20 protein-coding genes are annotated in these 22,932 nt (G+C 57.0%); all 20 read right to left on the reverse strand.

The features are described 5' to 3' along the window. Positions 1-62: 62 nt before the first annotated feature. Positions 63-830: a PEP-CTERM/exosortase system-associated acyltransferase gene (locus tag P8014_RS06835; protein ID WP_337816565.1), complete on the reverse strand. Its 768-nt coding sequence runs from the start codon at positions 828-830 to the stop codon at positions 63-65. 30 nt (positions 831-860) lie between these two features. Further along, the gene (locus P8014_RS06840) at positions 861-2,567 is read right to left on the reverse strand and encodes a bifunctional sulfate adenylyltransferase/adenylylsulfate kinase (RefSeq protein ID WP_337816566.1); all 1,707 of its coding nucleotides are present in this window, start codon (positions 2,565-2,567) and stop codon (positions 861-863) included. An 808-nt stretch (positions 2,568-3,375) separates the two neighbouring features. Further along, positions 3,376-4,239 carry a ThiF family adenylyltransferase gene (locus tag P8014_RS06845; RefSeq protein WP_337816567.1) on the reverse strand — a complete coding sequence of 288 codons (864 nt, stop codon included), beginning with the start codon at positions 4,237-4,239 and terminating at the stop codon, positions 3,376-3,378. Positions 4,240-4,456: 217 nt separating this feature from the next. Then, a complete protein-coding gene (locus P8014_RS06850) occupies positions 4,457-5,269 on the reverse strand; it encodes a PEP-CTERM sorting domain-containing protein (protein ID WP_337816568.1) in 813 nt (270 codons plus the stop codon). 464 nt (positions 5,270-5,733) lie between these two features. Continuing rightward, positions 5,734-6,813, reverse strand: a complete 1,080-nt coding sequence (locus P8014_RS06855; RefSeq protein WP_337816569.1) for a hypothetical protein — start codon at positions 6,811-6,813, stop codon at positions 5,734-5,736. 12 nt (positions 6,814-6,825) lie between these two features. Continuing rightward, complete coding sequence (gene wecB, locus P8014_RS06860) at positions 6,826-7,926, reverse strand: UDP-N-acetylglucosamine 2-epimerase (non-hydrolyzing) (RefSeq protein ID WP_337816570.1); 1,101 nt, start codon at positions 7,924-7,926, stop codon at positions 6,826-6,828. A 79-nt stretch (positions 7,927-8,005) separates the two neighbouring features. Further along, complete coding sequence (locus P8014_RS06865; RefSeq protein ID WP_337816571.1) at positions 8,006-9,277, reverse strand: glycosyltransferase; 1,272 nt, start codon at positions 9,275-9,277, stop codon at positions 8,006-8,008. 117 nt (positions 9,278-9,394) lie between these two features. After that, positions 9,395-9,562, reverse strand: a complete 168-nt coding sequence (locus P8014_RS06870; protein WP_337816572.1) for a hypothetical protein — start codon at positions 9,560-9,562, stop codon at positions 9,395-9,397. Next, positions 9,528-10,244, reverse strand: a complete 717-nt coding sequence (locus P8014_RS06875) for a phosphatidylserine decarboxylase (RefSeq protein WP_337816573.1) — start codon at positions 10,242-10,244, stop codon at positions 9,528-9,530. The genes P8014_RS06870 and P8014_RS06875 overlap by 35 nt, the downstream gene beginning before the upstream one ends. Positions 10,245-10,256: 12 nt before the next feature. Next, positions 10,257-11,189, reverse strand: a complete 933-nt coding sequence (locus tag P8014_RS06880; protein ID WP_337816574.1) for a hypothetical protein — start codon at positions 11,187-11,189, stop codon at positions 10,257-10,259. 149 nt (positions 11,190-11,338) lie between these two features. Beyond that, positions 11,339-12,298 (reverse strand): glycosyltransferase family 2 protein, encoded by a 960-nt coding sequence (locus tag P8014_RS06885; RefSeq protein ID WP_337816600.1) that lies wholly within the window; start codon positions 12,296-12,298, stop codon positions 11,339-11,341. Between the two features lie 11 nt (positions 12,299-12,309). Next, positions 12,310-13,260 carry a hypothetical protein gene (locus tag P8014_RS06890; RefSeq protein WP_337816575.1) on the reverse strand — a complete coding sequence of 317 codons (951 nt, stop codon included), beginning with the start codon at positions 13,258-13,260 and terminating at the stop codon, positions 12,310-12,312. A 183-nt stretch (positions 13,261-13,443) separates the two neighbouring features. Then, a complete protein-coding gene (locus P8014_RS06895; protein ID WP_337816576.1) occupies positions 13,444-14,490 on the reverse strand; it encodes a glycosyltransferase family 4 protein in 1,047 nt (348 codons plus the stop codon). Beyond that, positions 14,483-15,472, reverse strand: a complete 990-nt coding sequence (locus tag P8014_RS06900; RefSeq protein ID WP_337816577.1) for a glycosyltransferase family 2 protein — start codon at positions 15,470-15,472, stop codon at positions 14,483-14,485. Before P8014_RS06900 ends, P8014_RS06895 begins: the two co-directional genes overlap by 8 nt. A gap of 113 nt (positions 15,473-15,585) precedes the next feature. Beyond that, a complete protein-coding gene (locus P8014_RS06905) occupies positions 15,586-16,020 on the reverse strand; it encodes a glycosyltransferase (protein WP_337816578.1) in 435 nt (144 codons plus the stop codon). A gap of 23 nt (positions 16,021-16,043) precedes the next feature. After that, positions 16,044-16,532 carry a hypothetical protein gene (locus P8014_RS06910; RefSeq protein ID WP_337816579.1) on the reverse strand — a complete coding sequence of 163 codons (489 nt, stop codon included), beginning with the start codon at positions 16,530-16,532 and terminating at the stop codon, positions 16,044-16,046. 2 nt (positions 16,533-16,534) lie between these two features. Next, positions 16,535-18,673 carry a hypothetical protein gene (locus tag P8014_RS06915; protein ID WP_337816580.1) on the reverse strand — a complete coding sequence of 713 codons (2,139 nt, stop codon included), beginning with the start codon at positions 18,671-18,673 and terminating at the stop codon, positions 16,535-16,537. A gap of 83 nt (positions 18,674-18,756) precedes the next feature. Then, positions 18,757-20,343, reverse strand: a complete 1,587-nt coding sequence (locus tag P8014_RS06920; protein WP_337816581.1) for a lipopolysaccharide biosynthesis protein — start codon at positions 20,341-20,343, stop codon at positions 18,757-18,759. 3 nt (positions 20,344-20,346) lie between these two features. Further along, positions 20,347-21,582: a glycosyltransferase family 4 protein gene (locus tag P8014_RS06925; RefSeq protein ID WP_337816582.1), complete on the reverse strand. Its 1,236-nt coding sequence runs from the start codon at positions 21,580-21,582 to the stop codon at positions 20,347-20,349. Positions 21,583-21,590: 8 nt separating this feature from the next. Continuing rightward, the gene (locus P8014_RS06930; protein ID WP_337816583.1) at positions 21,591-22,931 is read right to left on the reverse strand and encodes a putative O-glycosylation ligase, exosortase A system-associated; all 1,341 of its coding nucleotides are present in this window, start codon (positions 22,929-22,931) and stop codon (positions 21,591-21,593) included. Between the last annotated feature and the right edge of the window lies 1 nt (position 22,932).

Raw genomic sequence — 22,932 nt, forward strand, 5'->3', positions numbered from 1 at the left:
CCTGAGCGAATTTCAACAACCTGTTAAGCGAGGATACACTTGGGATATCACGCCGCGGGTGGTTATCCATTCTCCAGAGGTGCGCAGATGGACCCCGGGAATGCCGATCGACGCGGCAGATCGGCGGATATCGTTTCAAGCAGCGAGTCGTACAGCGCTCGCATGGATGTGTCGAGCCCCTCCACGACCTCATCGAGCGTAATGCGATAAGCGGCCCGCCTTCCATGATATTCGATCTCCGGCCCCGCCTGTTGAAACTGAATGCCGAAGCGCTTCAACAAGCGCACGAGCCGCGGTTGCATCATGGCGTATCCTAGTGTCTCATGCACCCTACGCACGTCCACAATCGCAGCCACCGACAAATAAAGCGCCAAGGGCAACAAGGGCAAACTGCGCTCCATGATCGAGATTTCATCCGGATCCATCAGCACATTCAATCCAATCGGCGAAAGCCCTTCACCTGATCGGCGCCGAAAGTTCGCGGATACCGCCAAGCGTGAAATCTCGATCAGATGATTCCTCGGTACATCGCTAAAGTCCAAAGTCTGATCATGCACCGAATAGGCCTGTTCCAGCGGCAAGATGCCTTCTAGCATATCTGCGCACAGGATTCGCACGGTACCTGCCAACTGGCCGCTAGAACGATGCTCGGCGTAGACGTGCAAGGCGGACACGTCGAACGCATCCGCCTCGCGCTGGTTCGGACAATCCTCTTCACGTTCGTAGTGAAACTCTCGGCAGTAGACCTCCCAGCGCAAATGCTGCAAGCGCTCGATTTCCGCCCTCGTTCGCGCAATGCGCAAAGCGAAATAGCTACTAAAATTCGTCATACTCCCCTCCCACCATCCTTAGGCGTATCCTCAAGCCAGAAAACCCAGCGCCTCCAGCTTGAGGAGAACACGCTGGATAGCCATTTCCGGCTGCAGGTCGCTCGTATCCAAACTTATATCGGGATCGAGCGGGGCCTCGTATGGATCATCTATACCGGTAAATCCCTTGATCAGGCCCGCACGCGCCTTCGCGTAGAGCCCCTTACGGTCACGGGATTCACAGATATCCAAAGGGGTCGAGACATAGACTTCCACAAAGCCCCCTACCGCCTCGATCATCTGCCGGGTCTGCCTGCGCGTACTTGCATAGGGAGCGATCGGAGCGCAAATCGCAACACCTCCATTCTTGGTGATCTCGCTTGCCACGAACCCAATCCGCCGCACATTGAGGTCACGATGCTCTTTCGAGAAGCCAAGTTCACTGGACAAATGAGTGCGCACGACGTCACCGTCCAGCAGCGTCACCGGTCGCCCACCGGCCTCCATCAGCTTTACCAGCAGCGCGTTTGCCAAAGTAGACTTGCCCGCTCCCGACAAACCGGTGAAGAAAACCGTAAAACCCTGCTTGTGTCGCGACGGATAGGTTTGGCGCAGCTCTTCCGCGATCTCGGGATACGTGAACCAAGCAGGAATATCCAAGCCTTCGCGCAGGCGACGCCGTAACTCTGTGCCCGAGATTAAGCGAACCGTTTCACCTTCATCGACCTCGTCAACCGGCTTGTACCCCGCACGTTCCTCCACGTAGACCATGGCCTGAAACGGCACCATTTCGATGCCCAGCTCGGCTTGGTGCTCCTTGACCAAATCCTGTGCGTCGTACGGGCCATAGAAATCCTCGCCGCTGCTGTCCTTGCCGGGACTGGCATGATCGCGGCCCACGATGAAATGGCTGCAGCCATAGTTGCGCCGGATGATCGCGTGCCACACGGCTTCACGCGGCCCCGCCATACGCATGGCCAACGGCAGTAGGGAAAGCATCGTCGTCTGCTCGGGAAAACGTCGCAGAGCGTGCTCATAGCAGCGAACTCGCGTGTAGTGGTCGACGTCACCGGGTTTGGTCAAACCCACCACCGGATGTATCAGCAGATTGGCTTCAGCGATCTGCGCGGCCCGAAAGGTCAATTCCAGATGGGCTCTATGCATAGGATTGCGTGTCTGGAACGCCACTACACGAGACCAGCCACGGCGTTCGAACTCGCCACGCAGCTGTGCCGGAGTAAAACGTGAGGAGCGGAAATCGTAGTGTAACGGCTCGTTCACGCCGAACAACCGTCCACCCAGGTAGTACTCATCGGTCCGGTTGTACAGATAATCGACCGCCGGATGCGCGACATCGTTGCTACCATATACAGCCTCGGCTTCTCGGGCCTTGTCCGGCCGCCAGCAAGAAGCCACCTCCATGTGTGCCACCAGTACGCCTTCAGCGTCCCGCAACTCTATCCATCCACTGTCAAGTGAAGCAGCAAAGTCTGCAGACACGTCAAGTACGATGGGCATCGGCCATAACGTGCCATCCGCCAAGCGCATCGAATCCACGACTTGGTTGTAGTCGGCTTCCGTCATGAAACCATCCAAAGGCGAAAACCCGCCATTGAGCAGCAACTCAACATCGCATAAATGCCTGGCGCTCAAGATCACGCAAGGTAAATTCTGCGGCGGATCCCCCTCCGGGAACTCAGGGGGCGCTGCATAAAGGTCCTTCAACTCTCCCCCATAGGGCGGAATCAGACGCGACATAGAAAACGACTCCTTGTTATTGGGCGAAATGTACCCGTCCAAAGCAGCTTACGCGATTAACCCGGCTGTTCATCAACGAAACAATCCATCAACCGCCCATAATAAGCTGTCTACTCAGTACGAAACGCTCGCTTACGGTCTTATATATTTCGATCATAACGCACTGCATTCCGATTCGTATCCATCTCAAAACCACCATGGACAATATCGACATTGATCCGTCGAATTCCTTTACAAACTCCCTTCACCGTACCCATCCGCAATCAAACCAACCAAGACAGCAGATCGAAAAATGATAAAATTTAATATAAAAAAATCAACAAGTTAAAGAACAAAAAGGAAATCAGACATCACCCACGAAGACAAAAAAAGAAAATCCGCACGAATATTGCATCTCCATTTTTTCAATGCCGGGCCGAATAAAACGACGAGGAGCTGATGTACGATCCCAAAAGACGCCTTGAATTCATCTATCAGCCCCCGTTACGCCAGAGGACAGCGGGACGGCAGCTGTATATTTCGAGCCATCCCCGCAGACACATGGCAGTACTTGATGATTTGACGTCGTTTCGGTTTGGCGCCTTCCAATGCCGCTTCTTTGCCCGGCTAAGAAAGCAGATCTTTTCCGCCCTCCCGCTGCCCAGACCGTCTCCACCAAAAGAACGGCGACAACAGCCCCCCAAAGCCTGTGGACTTGCGCTGTCCGCCCAAGCCATGCGCTGGATGGACTGACCTTCTGTCGAACCATAATCTCAACCCAGCCACGCTTCCCCATAGGTGCTGATTCCCATATCCGCTCTGGGCTGGCTTACGTAGCCATTTTCTTCAAGCGTCGGCCGGCAATCGCCAAGATCAGACGCTGCAAGGGATTACGATTTCCACCAGGTCGCCAGGTACGAACCATCTTTTGCCTGTAGGCATCGAATTGAAGCCCGGAGGGCGCATATGAAACGCGCCCCCGCCCAAGCAACAGCTTCATCGCCTCCGCGCCAGCCACCCCGGCGCACAGTTCACACGCCATGGGCGTCGACGGACCACGGCGCTCACTGAAACTCACTGCCGAGGGATCTGCAACGTAAGTTTGCTGCAATACTCGCGGCGCCAGACCGACCATAAAGCGCAACAACTGCTCGTCGAAAGTACGCCCTTCCAGATCGAAATAGTCCTCGAACGACATGCCTTGCGGATCGAAGGCCAACAGCGCCACACCCACACCGAGCGGCGCCGCAGTCAGTGCGGGGATTCCCCGCTCTCGACATGCCGCGAACACTGCCCGTCGAATATTCATCTCGAAGAAATCGAGACCATCCACATAGAGATCGGCGCCATCAAGAAAGCGCCCTAGATTCTCTTTGCTGACGCCCTCGGGGAAGCCCTGAACTTCGGCTCCGGGATTGATATCCCGCGCCATGCGTGTAATCACATCGAGCTTGGGCTCACCCATAGTCGAGCAAAAGGCCCCGGCCTGGCGATTCATGTTAACCAAGGCAAAAGAATCCATATCAGCGAGGTTAAAGCGCTGAATACCCAAGCGGGCTAGTGTCATCACATGCGAGCCGCCCACACCACCCAAGCCTGCCACCGCTACGCAACGACCTTTCAACAACTCGCGTTCACCACGAGTGATCCAACCGATCGTGCGTGAGAATGCCTCGTCATAGTCGAAATTCAATGCTGGGTGACCTCTCTTTGACCTAATAGGTGCTACCGACATTATGGCGCAACAATCCAGGAACTTCGCTTCGCGTTATCCCGTAAGGAGAGGCAGAAACTGTGAGGGAACAGCCAGAAAAAACTGAGGCGCCACGAGGGCGCCTCCAAAAGATCGGCCGACAGATCTTGCTTATGAAACGTCGCCCGAAACCCTAGCCATACTACAAAATCAAAAATCAGCTGCGGCGGAAACGGGACTGCCGGAAGCGAAGCCCCATCAGGCCAACCATAAGCAGGCCAAGCCCCATCATGCCGAGATCACTGGGTTCGGGAACAGCATAGTAGCCCCCCGTTCCGCCAGCCTGGTAGTTGTATGCAGGCAGAGCACCCGAATTATACGAGGTGGCGTTTCCACTAAAGAAAAGTCCACCTTGTCCGCCAGCTTCTGTCAGCATCCAGTTAAGCGCACCAGTTTGACCGTTGTTGGTGGAAGCTTTGACATCTTCTGCCTTGAAAGTGAAATTCTGGCCAGTCTGAGTAATCGGCGTTGCCATGAAATCATTGATCGCCAGACTCCACATAAGCGTCCCCTGGCCTGCAGCCGCGAAGGTTGGGCTATTTTGGTTGAAGCTCCCATCGTTGACATAAATATTCATGGCCCCCGGAGTATAGGTCGAGTAGGAGGTCCCATCGATAGTCGTCGAGCCGCCGGTCGGCACCAATCCGGTAACTTGAAACGTCAATTGACAGCCACTTGTTACGCAGTAATCGGCGTTCTGATTAGTTGCCGATAGACCTCCGTTGAGGTAGCCAAAACTGTTGCCGTTGCCAGTTGACAACCACTCTGAAAAATTGAAGTAGCCAGAAAGAGGCACGCTGGTGGTTGTAATCGGCGTGTAGCCGCTCGTATTAGACCCAACATCCGCCTCAATCGTCCCGCCGGGTGTTACATAAGTAAAGACATTTGCAGAGGCAGCGGATGCAAAAGCCAACCCGGCAACTAACATTGTTCCGCCCAACACTGCTTTCACTTTAGTTGCTCTGATCATGATCATTCCCCAATGCCGATGATTTGTGCGCGACGAGCCCTTGGCCCGCCCGTAATTACAAACAAAGCAACTAACGAGCCAACTTGATCGAAACCACCCCGAAAAACATTTAATAGATTGTTTTTAAAGTATTTAGTATTCATCCATCATCTTGCTCTCACTTGGCATAACGGACAGGATCGTAAAAAACATCGACACCCACTTTCCCTTGAGCATGACACCCCAACGCCCCCTTCCCGAAACAGTCATTGGAGAAGCGCTCTAACAGCCACTTCTGAGCCTGCGCCTTATAAGACCATGCCAAACGGTCGACCAACAGCGCTGTAGTAGCGCCAGATCTACATAGACGGTTATTGCAGCGCGATAAACATAGACGTGCGACCAGGGCTTAGGACAACCACATCCACTACACAAGCGAATCGATCTTCCCGCAGACAATGTCGCTCGCTTACCAGAGCGCCTGATTACTGGATCAAGCGATCCAGCGGCAAACGAACGGAACGCGCCGTAGGCGCCGAGCCGTCGCCAAGGCGGCAAAGAAAAATGCCATCAAGCACAGCCTGCTCAGATAACAATCCCTCGAGGGCGCCCCGCACGATGTGGGCTTTCTGCAAGGAGGGGGGGCCACTGGTGAATTCACGCCGGTCCCGCGCATACCGCGCAAATATCAACGGCGTCATTTCCGGCTGGAACTGCAACCCTTGAACAGTCGCCGTCAACCAGAAACGCTGAACCGCCCGCCCTCCTTCGAGGTAAGCATCTATGCCATTGAGTGGGTTGCGACTTGCAATCAACGCATGTGCCGCGCACCTATAGCCCGGCAGCAGATCGAGTTGCAGACGCGGTAGCCACGTTCCAGCCAACCATCGATTGAGAAAACTCACACGCCGCCAGCTCTTCATCCCCCAGCGCATGAGACTCACCCCAACCGGATCGAGCCCAACCGCCTGATCCGGAATCCTGTCCTCGCTGACGCGAGCGCACCATTCGATCACACGGCTGTGCACCTCGTAGGCTTCGGGTATGGTCAATCGGATATGCGCACTGCGGAACAGCAGCTTCGCCATGCGCCAACGCGCCGCCCCACCCTCAAGCCAATGCACTTCGTAAGAATTTCCGACACTAGCGGTCAGTGCGGCTTTCTGCTCATCAGTGAGCGGATGGGTACTAAAGGCTCGGCGCTGGGTTACTCGCTGCTCGATCACCTGCCCTAGAGGGTCGCCTATGAGTTGCTCGTCAGGTGTGAAATGAACGTCGATGAGGGGATGCTCTTCGGGCGCCTCCTGCCGCCGCCTAAACTCGGCGCGCAGCCCCAACGTCGAAGCCGCGATAGCGATCGTTTCCAGCAGCGCGCCCAGTGCGATCTGACTGGCATGGCCGTCGAGATCGTAGACACACCACTGCCGGGTATCGTGTCCATGGATAGTGATGTGCTGGGCATCGTGTATTTCGAAGCACCAGGGCTGCGTGTTGTCCCCGCTGGGCGCCCAACGCGCGCGTTCAAGGATGATTCTCAGATTATCGTTCATCTTTTCTTCACCCATGTCTACATTCCATCAACGCGAAGCATGCTCCTTCAAACTCGATGCGATGCGGTTCGCAGCATGGCCATCCCATAGTGCAGGAGGGATAACTACCCTCCGCCCGGTCCGCAATACGGCATCGACAGCACTGGGCAGCTCTGCGATGCTGATCAGCCGATTAGTACCAGCCGAGACTGTAATCGGCCGCTCGGTGTTTTCCCGGAGAGTCAGACATGGGATGCCGAGATAAGTCGTTTCCTCCTGCAACCCACCCGAGTCGGTGACGACAAGCGCCGCATCCTGCAGCACGTTCATGAATGGAATATAGGCCAGAGGCTCTGTCAGCAGCACGTCCGGATTCGCCTGCAGCAGGGGAAGCAGTTCTCGATCCTGCAGCTGCTGGAAAGTTCTCGGATGCAGCGGAAAGACCAGTCGCATGCGGCGGGACAGTTCGTTCAACGCATCGACCAGCGCGGCGAGGCGCTGCGGCTCGTCAACATTCGAGGGACGGTGCAGCGTTGCCACAGCGTACTCTCCCGCATGCAAACCGAGCCTGCGGCGCGTGCCGTCGGCATCTATCCGATCCTTGAGGAGACGGTATGCATCGATCATGACGTTGCCGACGAAGTCGATACGGCTTGCGGGAACATTTTCCGCCAGCAGATTTTCGGTCGCATCGGTCGACGGCGTCCAAAGCAAGTCGGACACGGCATCGGTCACGATGCGGTTGATTTCTTCCGGCATCGTGCGATCACGGCTGCGCAACCCTGCCTCAAGATGCGCCACCGGAATATGCAGCTTGGCTCCAACCAGAGCCGCTGCCATCGTCGCGTTTACGTCGCCCACCACCACTATCCAATCTGGCGGCATATTCAGACAGACGCGCTCATAGGCTGACATGACTCTCGCTGTCTGTTCGCCATGTGAAGCGCTGCCTACGACCAAGGCAATTTCAGGCGGCGGCAGGTCGAACGCCTGCCTGAACACCTCGGACAGGTTCCGATCGTAATGCTGACCAGCATCAACCAGCCGCGGTTCGCACCACGCGGTGTCGCGCAACACACGATAAAGTGGCCCCACCTTCATGTAATTAGGCCGGGCCGCGACGACCAGATCGACCTTCAGCGGCGGCATAACGGCTCCTGCTGCGACGATGATGCCCTCATCCGACACCCTCCACAATTGTGCAGCGGCTGCGTGCGCTGATTCCCCCTCACGGTTCCCTGACAACCCTATTGAGCAGTTGCACGAGGCTTGCGGCACCTGCACTACGCACATGGCGCTGCAGTTCCCCCCCAGCCAGTGGAACGAAACTTCCCGCTTCAACCTCGCGTATGAATTCAAGCAAACGCTTTTCTGTCTGCGCGGCGTCACCGATATCCGCCACAGTACCGCCCTCCCCCGATTCAAGCAGTCGAGCCGTTTCGCCCGCTGGGTCGGTCAAGGCAAAAATCGGCTTTCCAATCGCCAAATACTCATAAACCTTCGCTGGAATCTGCACGTTGAACTGCGATCCTTGCAGCAACAACAGGCCATCCGCGGAAAGCTGCTCGCGCAGTGCCGCACTGCGCTCGAACGCCGGCACAAGTTCGACCAGATCGGCAATACCGTAATGCTCCAGCATAGCCACATAACTCGCCCGCACCGCCTCTGGACCACTACCGCGCAACACCACGTGCAAATTGGCAGACGAAATCTCGCCTCGCTGGCGCAAGGCTGCAAGCGCACGGAACAGTGGCTCGGGACTGCGTCCATTGGCATAAAGTGCCCCGCTGTGGAGCAGTCTGAGCGGCCCCACCCGCCTCGTCGCGCCTAGATACCCCAAACGATCGCGAGCCAATCGCGCACCAACGACATCCTCGTCGAAACCATTAGGAATGACCTCGAAGAGACCATGATCGACTACCCCATACCTCTCTTCATAGGCCCGCATGGCGCTACGGGTCACGAATACACAGGCATCGGCCTTACTCACCACACGCCGTTCGAGGCGTTCACGCGAGGCGCGCGTCATCCGCCCGATGTCATCCGTGCCCGTCAACATCGGATCGCGAAAATCGGCGATCCATGGCAACCGCGAGCGGCGGTTAAGCGCCGCCGCAATCAGATGGGCAGTTGCGATCGGATAGGTTGACCAGATCGCCTTCGGGCGATAGCGCCTAATCAGTCTGAGACCTAGCGGCACGGCGCTCAAGCGCCAGCTAGCCCAACGATCCGGCTGCGCCAACCACTCGGGGTAACGTCCACCCACTCCTAAATGCTGCCTTGCATCAATGGCGAAAGACCGGAACACGCGGTCGCCGAACTCGTCTGGCGATGCCAAGGTGTTATCCAAGCTCATATAGCTCGCCAGACGTGGCGCGAGAATAATTGGATCCCATCCAAGCGAACGCAGGCCGCGTACCATCGACAGGGTACGCAGCGTGCCGCTGACTTCACCGCAGGGGGGGAAGTGGTAGGCCACCATCAAAATCCGATCAGCCAACGGCTCCTCCACCTTGCCAGCCCACTTCCGGCGACACGCAACGTCATCTTTGCTTGTATTTAGAACGGCATTCAAAAACGCGGGTTCTGGCTACGGTATACCGAATACATCCGGCCCTCAACTCGCCATACCTGCCACGGTCATCCAAACAGCGATCAGCCACGCAACAGCGCTGCCTAGCGCCACGATGACGGCCCGCAAACGGCTCACACGCCACACATAATCCGCCACGAGTACGCACACCGTCGTCTCAAAAATGACCGCCGACGCCAGCTCGATATTCATGCGCCTTCCCCACCCCCCTTGTTTCCACCGGCGTCTCTCCCGCCCAGACGCGCTGCCGTTCATTCAGCGCATAATCCCAGGCCTGCGGCATCTCTAACACTACCGTGCTGCCAAGCAGGATCCGGCCGAGCCTTTGCCCGCGCGTCACTTCATCGCCCGGCGACACCCAGACCTGGAGACGGCGGGCCGATAGACTCGTGATCAGGCGCACCGCCACCACGCCGCGCTGCATGCGAATGATGATTCGTTTCTGCACCGGACATACCTTCTCACGCAGGAAGGCGAAATCCCTCCCCTCACCATCCATGTAAGTGTCACCGGAGTCTTCGATCGACTCGACCACCCCGTCACATGGGCTACGCTGCACGTGTACGTCCCAGAAGCTCAGCGCAATAACCACGTAGCGCGTAGCATCGCGCACCTGCGCGGAGGTCACAAGACCATCAGCCGGTGCGATCAGCCCCGGAACGGGCGGCACCCGACGCTCAGGATCACGCTCGAAGAAGCGCCTGAATCCCTCTGGAATGCGTCCTGCTGTTAACCAACCGCGTATCTGCACTTCTGGCCAGCGGCGTTTAGCCGGCAACAGCAGCCGAATCAATGGCGAAGGATCGGGGAAGTGCCATCCCCATAGAAACAGCGCGACGGCACACCCGAGAATAACGACGAGCGACAGCAACATAAGCAAGCCCCGTCAGCCCGAGCCAATCACGGCATCACGTCGCTGCTCCAACTGTGCGATGAGGCGCCGCGAAAGCATCCTGTACGTCCCCGCCCGGTAACGACAATAGCCGGAGAAATGCACAAACGCGTGATCGACGCCCGGAGCTTCCGGACAGGTCGAATACTTGGGATGGGGCAAGACTTGCGAGTCTTCCAGATTACTGATCAGCAGACAGCTCATGAACTGCTCCGTCCCCCACTCCGTCCAACGCCCGCCAAGCACTTCAGCAAACCTCGACGACCAAGTATAGAGAGTCTCCAAGTCGATTCGACTTGGCGGCAGACCGGAGAACGCGGCACAACCGCGAACGTAGCGCAAACGACCAGTTCCGTCGAGCGTTGACAACGCGGTTTCCGCCAGCGTCTGGACATGTTCATCACCGGCCTCCAGCTCGCGCTTGGCCCAAGCCGCCGCGGCCCGCGCCGAGCCGATCATATGTCCCTGACGGGTTCCCAGTAGAAACGGACGTTCTTCGCCCACGGCGGCAACGACCTCGTCGAGGGCTGCGGTGCTCAGCGTGTCAGCATCGAGCTGTATAACGTAATCATGACGAGCCAGCGCGACCTGCGCATGCAAGCGCTCCCAGCACCCTCCGCGGGGCAACCGTACATTTCGAAAAGCATCGATATCCAACCATTCGACAAAGGGAATCCGCTGTTCGATCATCGCACGATCCCGAGGTTTCAAACTACCGTCGTCGAGCACGCAAACGCGCCCCACGGGACAGCGAGCAGCGAACGAAGTGACCGCGAGCAGATACATATGCACATCGGTGGTAGATACCATCGAAAGCACCGTGATGCCGCCGTCACACGCCCACAGTCGGACATCGAGCTCACTTAATCGCCGCTGTGTTGCGCGAAGCAGCCAGGCATCGTGGTAATGACGCAGCCGATAGAGCATGCGAACTCAGCGACTCATTCGCGGCACCCATGCCGGACTGGCAGCATGCCGAGCAGGAAACCTTCGCTTCATTTCAGTGAAAACCCGCTGCTATGCGAAAAGCCCAGAGGCGCGAACGAACCGCCGCAGGCCGTACAATGCCCCATCAACTAAATTTTCATCGTTTCAATAGAACGGGATGCACGTCCAAAACGGCGCAGTAAATAATCGACGAACCCGCGACGAAAGGCTCTTGGAAAACCTGCCCCAAAAATCAACCACACAACGAAAAAAGAATAAACGCTCTTCAAGCGTGCACCCGCGTGCAACTCGCGAAGCAGCCAATATAGCGTTTGCAACCGACGCCTGGCAAGCCGTCTATCGAAGCCCCCTTTTTCTATCAACAACAAGGTGTTTCTAGTGATGTAGTACAGCTTCAATGGCGGCATCCAACCTCCGAACGCCGCAGACTCCGCATGCTTGATGCGAACGTTCGTATCGCAGTAGGAACGGTACCCGGCTTTCCTGGCCCTTTCGTAAAAATCCGTCTCCTCCAATTGAAGGAAGAAACGCTCATCGAACAGGCCGAGCATATTGAATAGCTGCGCCGGAACAATCAGGCAAGCTCCATATGCATGATCCATTTCGTAAATGCCCTCAGCCACGGCGCTTCCCGCCGTTTCCGCTTTGGACGGATCGAGCTGAGGAGGTCTATCGCAATCCAGATAGTCGATGGCAGGATGAAGCAGGCACGGGCCCAGCTGCTCAAAGCGACGGGACAACTTAACCATATCGGATGCGCCATTCGGCACGACCGTATCGTTATTGAGCAGACAAATCGCCCCGGCCCCCAAAGTCAGTGCCTTCTGAATGCCGGCGTTGCAGCCGCCCGCCCAACCATTATTTTCACTAAGCTCGACGATGATCAGATCGTCACAATCGTTCGCGAGAGACCGAATTTCAGGATCACGCGTACCATTATCGACAACGATCACCTTAGCCGATTCACAGACGTGCTCATACAACGAACGCACGCACCTCAGCGTGGATTCAGCAGCACCATAATGCAGGACCACGATAGCCAGAGTCGTTCCAGGCTCATGATTTTTCATCACAGCTTCGTTCGTCATCGTCACGGGCGTCACTTGGCGCCCTCGCCCGCCATAGTCGTGTATCTCGCGACTGTATTGGAAAATGCGACGCTCGATGAAATCGGCGACGCAGCTGCAGCATAAGTATTTTGAGCACACTCCCAGAGCTTGAGATCCAAACGCGTGCGTTCGCGCAATACCCGTTCGGCGCTAGCGACCTCCTCGGACAGCCAGCGCCCACCTATTCCGCTCGTCAGCCTTTGCTCGTTTCTCTCTGTCGCTGCCTCCTTCTGCCCATGCAGCAGCGCACTCAACCGACGCATGAGCCGAATATGCGCACTCGGCGGATATGCCGAGTTCAACCATGCGCTCAGAGCCGACATCAGATGAAGATTTTCAACGCTGCCAACAAAATCGAAGTGCGACAGGTGCTTGATCGCCTCGCTCAGTAGCGTCTCGTCATGGCTTGGGTCGATGAAGCCTCCATCGGGAATAAGCGGGTGCGGCCACAACAGCATGCGCAACAATGGATTGTCGGTTGCACTGCCGATCTCGGACCGTTCTCCAAAATCAGCCAGCCTTCCCCTCGACAGCGCGATACGCCGTCCCCAGCCACCATACAGAGCCAATCTAGCATCGTCATACCCACGCCAGTACAGCCAGTGCGACAGTAGGCGGCTCATGGGTTCCCGCACAACGGTCATCAATCTTCCTCTGCCGCCGGCAAGCGATAACAGTGTAGTGCGCGAGACGTGACCAGCCGCAAGATCGAGTTCGATCTCCCGCGGCGCGAGCAACAAACCGGCGCGCATATCTTGAGACAGACTATCGAAGTCATCAAAATCGCCAAACTGGGTTCGATCAAAATAATAAGCAACGTCTCGCGGCCGGAGGACATCCTGCAACAAGGTGAATATGCTGGTCCCGGCAGCCTTCGGAAGATGCAGGAACAGCAATGGTGGCCGCAAGCGGCGTCGCGTTATTAGATGACGTGCCTTCACTCTTGCTCACTCATTCCTGGATTCATGGATCCCCCGCGCCCTCATGACGCACAGACGTGGTCACTCGCTCACACAATGTGTTGCCAGCTATCAAACCGTAATCGCCCGGTTCAAAAACGCATGTCGCTGGACACTTTGGCTCTTACGCTTCCAGGCATCGGGAATCCGTCATGTACAAACGGTTCATCCGGCCATGAGCCGATTGCGGAGCGCGGCGGCGAACCGCGAAGCGAAAGCGTCGACAGAATATTCCCGCTCTACCAACCTGCGCGCATTCTCGCCCAGGGAGCGACACAATTCATCGTCCGCATCCAGACGCGACATCGCTGCAGCCAACGCTGCAGAGTCGCCCTGCGGCACAACCAGGGCGGTTTCATCCGCACAAACAAACGCCCGGCTTGCCTCCACGTCGGTAACAATTGCCGGCCGGCCCATGGCGGCAGCCTCAAGGATCGCGCTTACGCCGCTGGGGTTAAGCGTCGGTTTCAGGGGCACGATCACATACCGTGCGCCACGATAGAGTTCGCGCAGTTCCGTATACGGCAATCGTTCACGTACGACGCGAACACGCCGTGGAGCCTCGTCCAAAGCAAGGTTCGTTCTTATAACGACCTCGCGACCGCCACCGTTACCGCACGCATCGAGCAACACAGCGTAATCGCGCCCGACGTCGTTGCCCACGCTCAAAGCATAGCCATCGAGCGCAGGCGGCACGCCAGGAGTGTAAAACTGCTCATCCACATAGTGCGAGATGACCTCGGTGGAACTCGAAGCCCAGGTCTGCTCAATGTAGCGGCGCTGCACCTCCGTGAGCGTAAGCAATAGCTGCAGCCTGGGCGCAACGAAACCCATGGCCCATTGCCCCAGCCGCCAATCCGGCTCCAGGTTCATGTCCCACAGCCCGATCGGCACACGATAGCCGAACAGGCCTCTCAGCAGCGCAAGCGGAACGGCTCCAGCCTGAAAAACGCTGATCACATAGTCGTAATGTCGCCCTTTAAGCATCACTCTGAGCGCCCGTAGCGGATCAAGTGCCTGCAGGAAGGTTCCGTGCCCGGAAAACGGATTCCAGGGGCGTTGACCTGGATTGAGCACATCCACGTCGATCCCAAGACAACGCAATGCTTCGAACAAACGTAACGGGTCGGGCTCCACTCCTGGACGGTGATCGGTATTCCAAGCGATAGGCGGCATCATCAACACCCGCAGGCGCGGGTTGAAATCAGGCATTGTCACTGGATCCACGCCACACGGCGAGCACTTCGCAGAACTTACGGTTCATAGTACGAACGCGCGTTGGACAATCGCCGTACCGGCCGAACAGAAAATCTCGCCAGGCCAGCACGATCGCGTAAATCAGGCGGGCCCGCATGCCCGCTGCAGATCGTGGGAACCACATCAGGAAAAGTGCGTTCTTGAATTCCCACAAACCAACCCTGAGCGTCAGCAGGCGCTGTTTACGCGTCAAATACGAATAGGCGAAACGCAGCATATTTCGGGTGATGAAATACCGGTACAGCGGCGTGTCCGTCCCACCAAACGACACCGCCCCCAGATGGTATACCCGGGCATCCCGGGCGATCATCAACTCCATACCCGCCTCACGCGCACGCACGGTCCAATCCGACTCGTCGAAGTTAAGGAAATATGCTTCGTCGAAATAGCCCACATTCTCTACAGCCTGTCTCTTCACAAGCATCCCGCAACCCTTCACGCTCGCGCTTTCATACCCCCCATCACTCGGCAGTTCATTAAGCCAACACGATACATGATTGAAAAACCACGAAACCGGATCGACTCGTGATCCTCCATACTCGACCCAGTCCGGCCGTTTGCGGGACAGGACAAGACAGCCGACTGCGGCCACATCTGGCTCATCGACCACTCCTGCGACTAGCCGTTCGATACAATCCGGGGCCAACATCACATCCGAGTTGAGCAAAAGCACGTAGTCACAACCTTCCCCCAAAGCCAACCGCAAACCATCATTGTTGCCGCCGCCCCAGCCCCGATTCTCTCCCGACTGCAATAGGCGCAGTTCCGGAAACAAATCACGAAGCGCACGCGCGGAACCATCATCCGAAGCATTGTCGACGACCAATAACCTGACGTTCGTGTATGTCGACGCATACACGCTGCGCACGCAGTCTGCAGCATTTTTCCAGTCATTCCAGTTTAGGATCACTACGCCAATCGATACGCCATCTGCCATCGTCTTTGCCACCCCCATCGGAAAATCGCCCAACCAAAAAGCACATTTATACCGTGAGGAAAATGCATTGAAGACGCCAAACAAAGACCATTTTATGGATCAAAAAACATTACCTATTGCAATTTCATTCGCACAAATTCATCAATTAGCACTGAAGCCTTGGGTATGTTGTTATCAACCAGGCTTGCCCCCATTCGAAGACGATTCTTGTACAATCCCTCCAGATCACACACACTCTGACTCCATGATATATTGACCACACTTGACACCTGACGCAAAAAAGCCGTCTGATGGTCGCCAGCACCACGGGGATTGGGAAACGCGACAAACGGCTTATTCGACAGCAAAAGTTGAATCACCGTAGATCCGCCATGAGTGATAACGAGGGAACTCCTGTCGATCAAGTCCTGTAGACCGGGACGGCCCGCAAATTGTTCACCGTGTCGCATGCGATAACTTGATTGACCGTACTGCGTAACAAGCGGTTGCGCGAGCACGCCAGACTCCGCAAGCCGGTCGACCTCTTCCAGCAATTCATCGAACGGCATCGTAGTACCAACCGTCACCAGTATCACAGTATCGACCCCAATTGCGTTCCGACATTGCGTCGCTGCAACTCTGGCCACTGAACAATAAACAGATCGGCCAGCCTCAAAGCGCGCACCAAACGCCCGGTCATGGAAAGCTGATCGGAACGCGTAATGCTTTCGACGAACACCGTCGACAAACCGACCGTACGGGCCGCAACAAACACTGGAACTGCATGACTACACCCCACCACGACAGCCATGTCCGGCTGAGTAACTCGCATTACACGACGGGCCAGCACGAAAGTACGCCATACCGCCTTTATCGCATTTATCTTTGAAGGGTTGGTAACAGTAGGAAAGCTCGGCACCAAATGGCACTCCCCCATCGGTATCTCCCCGCTGCCGGGTGTACCTCCATGTTCGGTCGTCAAAAAAACAAATGATGAGTGCGTCGCAATAGGCTGCAACAGTTTCGTCGTTTCATAAGTAAAGCCTGCCCCGGACAGCACGCTGAGAATTTTGCCTGTCATCCCTAATTTGCTTTTCCCGATGTCATTGATTCAACGATGCGAGGCACGATCCAGTATTGGGGTTGGCGAGCTCGCCCATCACGTGAAACACCTGGCGCACCGCTCTTCTCGACCCATCGATAGCCGGCGAGTGCTTCGCGGGAGCCCGTCACATTATATATGGATGCCAACGAAGCCATGCGCAACATGCCGTAGTAACCTTTGCTGTGACTCCAACCGCTGCCATTGGCTTGCCCCATAGCCTCCGTCGCCTTCCGCACCTCTGCCCATGTCTTGTATCGAACCTTGGTATCAGGGTTGTAAACGCCAAGGTTATAAGCGATACCGTCGCGCGGGTTCCAATCCCCGCGCGCTTGCAGGCTGCCCGCAAGGAAGTGCATCTGCCAGAGCAATACATCTCTCGCCCCCTGTATCTCCAGGCGCGCAGTCGTTGCAATACTGGTGGCAAGAAAATCCTGCTGCCACGGCGGCATCGCAGCGCCTGCACCATAACTCCCGAAGACATACCCGTAAGTCTCGCCTTCCTCCCGCGTCCACTGCGGAATCCGCGCCTTTAGATAGCGGATATTGTTGTCCAGAATCTGACGAAAATACCGCCCATAGTAGGAATCCGATGGATTGGCATAGGCTGCATATGCAACCTCCCTTAAGCTCCACGCAGCCCCCCTCACCTGAGCACCTGATCCGACGAGTATTCCGTCTCCACCGAGCCTGGGGGCGGGCCACTGACCAAGAATCACGTACAGCGCTTCGGCGTTTAGCTGATCCAGATAATAGCGCCTGCCGGTCAAAAGGTAGGGCACGTAGGCCAGACTGGGTACGTGCGCCGCATCGGGATGCCACTTACCGTCACCGAACCGCTGCGTCAGCCCCTGTGTGCCGGAATTCCTTCCACCTCTGGGGTCGGCCCAAAAGTTGGGGTAATCCAGCGTGGTCAGATAACGCCCCCTGCCCGGCAAATAGAAATGCCAAGGTACAGCGCCCGCGGCGTCGGCCTGACCGAGCGCATAAGCCGCAGCCACCGGCCTCTGGGTAATGAGCCATATGGCGTTCGCCCCGGTCACCGGGCCGATGTCCGGACGTCCACCGGTCATAGGCATGTACTGGACCACTCCATTGGCGGCGAGCGGCCGCCCCCAGCCCTTCGCCTGGAGGGCCTTGAGTTCATGGCGCAACAGCTCAGCCGGCAGGCCATAGCGTATCTGGTAGTTAGGAATAGCGCCGACACGAGCCAGGTGCGACACGTCGTGCACGATGTTGATCGGGGGCTTGCCCGCTGATCGCCAAACCACATGCCAGGCCTGATACTGATGCTGCACGAGCTTGCCACTGTCGAAAACCAGCTTACCTTTACTCGAAATACCTACCGAGTAACGCAGCGTCCCGCCCTGCGGGGACATGGCGATATCGTTATTAAACTGAATATCAGCCGACAGCGATCCGTCGGCTAATGCCGTGAGATCTATCACCAGACGTAACGACCCAACGATATGTTGCTGGACGCGCACTTCCGTAGCCAACGCTCCCTTGCGCCAAAATGCTGAGGAGCCGAAGCCCTTCGCCTGCGCATCACTGAACAAGGTGCTTATATCGTATTCCTTATGCGATTCCACCCCGCCATTCGCACCGTAGAAGGTCAATCGCAGCCGCAGATCATGAGCCTTCAACGCCGTCATCAAAGACGGTTGAGGTGTACCGGCCGCAGTCGGTGCATGCGCCACCAGTACAACCGGCAGCGATCCCGCTGGGGCGATAGGGGGAACTGCGGCGGTGATCACCGCAAAGCGTATGGAGCCGTCCGCATAATGAGTTTTAGCATCGATCTGCACTGGCATCGAGCGTCCGTTCCCAAGATGCGCGGAAACATCTAAGGAAGATTTCACAGCACCTCGACCGAAAACAGTACCGAAAGTGACGTACGCGCGCTTCGTCCGTTCCCTGGAAATATTCTGCAGTAGAAAGCTACCAACGTCGCCGGGGGCGTCGGCGGTCGGCAGGTCCGGCACACGCACCCACTCGGAAGTTGCGTAGACTGGACTCATGGTGAACAACAGAAATCCGAGCAGGGCGGCAACCCACGAAGCACCCACGTGCTGCGGCGATTTGCAGGCTCGCAAACACTTAAGATCCCATGCGACCATATCCAATCCCCAGCAGCAGGCCATTAGCGACAAATCCCATTCCAGCTGCGCCGAAATACCACGAACCGAACCGCATTCGCATATCAGCGTTGCCGAGCCAACCTTCCGAAAATATAACTACGAACGCAGTTCAACAACTCCCTCTCAGGACCGTCCGGTCTGCCTGCCAGCAACCATAACACAAGGAGAGATGAACTATATGTGACCGTTCCCAACGCTATGATCTCGCATAATTGCCATGCCAACGGCCACCCATTGGATGTCGTATGCAAATCGAACCAGCCAAAACCTGCTGCGTTGAGCGCGGCCGTCATGAGCATCGCTGCCACGAAGCTACGCCACACCCTCGAGAGCAAAACCCGCCACGAAATCTGCAGCCGCGACATGGTCACGACGAAATAGACCAAGCCGTTTGCAATACTGCCGACGATCAGTGCCAAAGCGATTCCAGGCATTCCGAACATCAGAATCATCACGATCAATATCGCTATCTGCGACAAACCGAACACCAGCGTAACCTTGAGCAGCGCCTTCATCCAGCCATGTACGGCAAAGGCCTGTCGGCTCATCTGCCCGAAAATCGAAATCGCTTCTCCGAGCGCGAGAATCTGCAGCAACGGCACCGCACCCTGCCATTTTTCTCCGAACGCAAGCCGGACCGTCGGCTCTGCGACCAGCGACAAACCGACGCCAATCGGCAGCACGATCACGTTCATCGTCGTCATCATGCGCAGCAGCAGACCAGCCCCGCGATCAGCCTGATTGCGTACCTCGGAAAGCCCGGAGAACATCGCCCTGGTCAAAGGCCCCGTCAGCTCCGTGGTAGGAAGATTGGCGATTTCCGAGGCAAGCTCGTAGAGTCCGAGCGAGCTGACATTGGTCATTTTAGTGATGGTGGAACGCGTCCCGAGGGTGCCCAGTAGGCCGGCGATGTTGGACAGCCACAACAACGTCGAATACGAAGCCATCCGCGGCCATCCGGCCAAAGTAAAACGCGGCCGATAAGGATGCATCACATAACTGAGCAGAACATCGGCGCACACGTTGACGAGAATCGCGATGATCAGCGCCCAGTAATCGCGCAATACGAAGGCGAGCGTAACCGCCGTCGTCACCGACAATAGCCGGGGAACAAGCTTTAACAGAAACTCGCGGTCGAACGCCATATAGCGTCGATAATCGACGACCCCGATGTTCTGGAAACTGGAAACGACGCTGACCAGGGCGGCCAGCAAAGCCACCTGGGTAAAGTGCGGTGTATTGAAGAAACCACCCGCGGGTACGGCGATTACGGCCAACACGCAACCTACCCCGACCCCGCGCAACACATTGATAGTGAAGCCGGTATTGTACAACTGCCGATCGGGCATATCGGCCCTGATGATGGCGTTTTCCGTACCGAGTTCGGCAAGCTGTTGCAGCCCCTGCACGAAGGACATCGCCAGAGCGACGACACCGAAATCCGCTGGAAGCAATAGGCGCGCCAGAATCAGGGTACTGATAATACCCAGGAAGCGGTTGACGAAACGCCAGATGATTATCCACGCCGCACCAAACGCAGTGCGGGATACCACCGATCCGCCTCGCCCCAGATCCTGCCAACCGGCATCGACGCCGGTTTCCGGAATATCGTTGAAGGCCGCCGGCGTGCTCTTGAACAACCGACCCATGGGTCAACGGTCCAGGCACAACTGCAGGAACTGTCGAGCCTTGGTCGACCAATCGTTCTCCTGCGCACGTCTGCGTCCATTTTCGGCCAATCGGTGCCGTAGCCGAGCATCCAGTACGAGCCTGTGCATTGCCACATGAATCTGCTCAACGGAGGCACCATCCACCACGAGTCCGTTGTCCCCGTCGGTAACGGCATCGACGCTTCCGCCGTCCTTGCCCGCGATCACCGGCAGCCCCGCCGCATTTGCTTCCAGGAAGACCAAGCCAAACCCCTCCGTATCGCCATTTTCCATCCGTCGATTCGGCATCACGAACACATCGCCTGCCCTGTAACAACCCGGCAACTGCTCTGCAGAAACCAGACCGGCGAATTCAACATTCCTGCCCAAGCTCTCCTCGGCAGCGATGGCCCGCAATCTCGCTTCGTCTTCACCGCCACCGACTAGCAGATAGCGGGCTTCGGGGTGCACGGAAAGCAGTCGCGCAAACGCGCGCAGAGCCTGGTCCAGCCCCTTCTTGGGCACAAGACGACAGACGCTGACGAACACGAAGCAGTCGTCCCAACCTAGCCGATGTCGCGTATCGCTAGGGTCGGCCATGGAGAAACGCCGAAAATCGACGCCATTGCCGATGATTGCGATGCGCGCCGCGTCGTCCACGAACGTTCGCACGACGTCGGCAGTAAACCGACTGACCGCGACAACACGATCAGCCGCGCGCAGAAAGGTTCGGCGCCGTTGGCCGCTGTCGTCGTACCCGTCCTCCGTGGTCAGCTCCTCACCGTGTATATACACGACCGTTCTGATTCCAGGCCAGTACTTCAGCGGGCGCAGCAGCCAGCCGTTCGCGATAAGCTCCCCGACGCAGACACAGCGAATTCGGTTCTGCAGCAGAATTCGCCCCACCGCGACCAGGAGCCGCCAGCGCAGGAGAAGTTCCTGCGCGACCCGCCACGTTCTGGACGACCGCCAGCCAGATTGCGGAGTTTGCAGAGGAGTACGCAGCAGGGGAATGCGGTCCACAGGGTAGTCCTGCTGCGCATCGTATTCGCGCCAACCATCCAGCTGGCGATCGTCGTGATACGAACGCGATGCGGCAAGCACACGCACACGCCCTCGCGCCTCGCGTGCCAACTGCGCGTAAACGTTCGCAGAACCACCGACCACCGGTGGAAAGTTGCTCGCAATCAGCAGAACCTGAGATTCATCTTCTGGTGAAGTCACACTGCGCCCAAGCATGCAGGTACTCAGTCTCGCAACTTATGGTACGCAAGTGCCCGTTTACCCGTCTTGACACCCAATCCCGCAGGCGCTACAGCCGGAGCTCCAAGGCTCGCGGACTGGCGCTCCAGAGCAAAACGTCTCAGCAATGAGGACACAGCATAGATTTGGAACAGAAAATTAAAATACGCCTGCGGTAAAGCGCTGCCCGCCACCGTGAATGCGATCAGACTGACTTGAATGAATCCAGCGAGATCATACAACCACACACGATCCGGGTCTCCCCGGGCCAAGCGCCTGACACGCCCCAGGTACAACCAGGCAATCAGCAACATGAGCACGTACAGTGCAAAGCCAATCATGCCCTGTTCGGCCAGCACCTGGAACCAGATGCTGTGGATCGCCCTGCCGTGACTAATGTCGGGCGGACCGTATTGATCCCACATGCCTGCACTTGACCAAACGCCGAAGCCGCCGCCCAGCACCGGATGGTGCAGCGCGACATTGGTCGCGAACTGCCATGACTGCACGCGTCCCTGGAATGATCCGCCCTGTTCCGCCGAACCGGAAACCAGCCCATGCATACGCTCCGTCCAATGCGCAGGCATGAAATTCAAGGCCAGCGGCAACAGTATCACCGTCGCGAGCAACAAACGGAAGCGTCTACGGCTCTTCCAGACCAGTGCAAACAACACCAAAGCCAGCGCGACCTGTCCTCCACGCGAATACGTGCCGAGGATTGACAGCACCATCAGCGCCATACCCAGCCCCAGCCCCCACCTTGTCCAGCGTGAGCGCGAGTGCAGTTGCAGATAGCGCATCAAGGGCAGCGTCATGCACATGACCAGGGCGAACTGGTTGCGGTCTCCATAAAAGGTTGCCCCCGGTCCTCTGACGATATAATGCCCGCCGTGCGCCAAGGTGAATACCCCACCCTTGATACCCCAGAAAGCGAAGGAAATCACGAAGGTCCAGATCAGCCAGTCCATGCGCTTGCGGGAATCGACGAGCAGGATAATGAAGAACGCCAGCACGATGACCTTGAACAGTTGCACCCAATGCGGCCAAGCATAACCCGGCACAAACGAGAAATAAGTCGACACGCCAGTGAACAGCGCGAAACTCAGCATCAATACTGTCAACGCATCCCAACGTATGGCCTGCAGCTTGTTGGCATGGATGATAGAGGAAACGATCGTCACCAGAGCGATCAGGTATACCCAGTGAATCGACGCTGCCAGTCCCCAGGCGAAGCGGTACGGATTCATATCGCTGAACAACACCCACAGAAGCAAGCCGATGAACGGCTCGACAAACGCCATCGGCAACGTCCCTAGAACGAACAGAATCAGCAGAAGAGAACGCATC

Source organism: Acidihalobacter sp. (genome assembly GCF_037381185.1).
Classification (GTDB): Bacteria; Pseudomonadota; Gammaproteobacteria; order DSM-5130; family Acidihalobacteraceae; genus Acidihalobacter_A.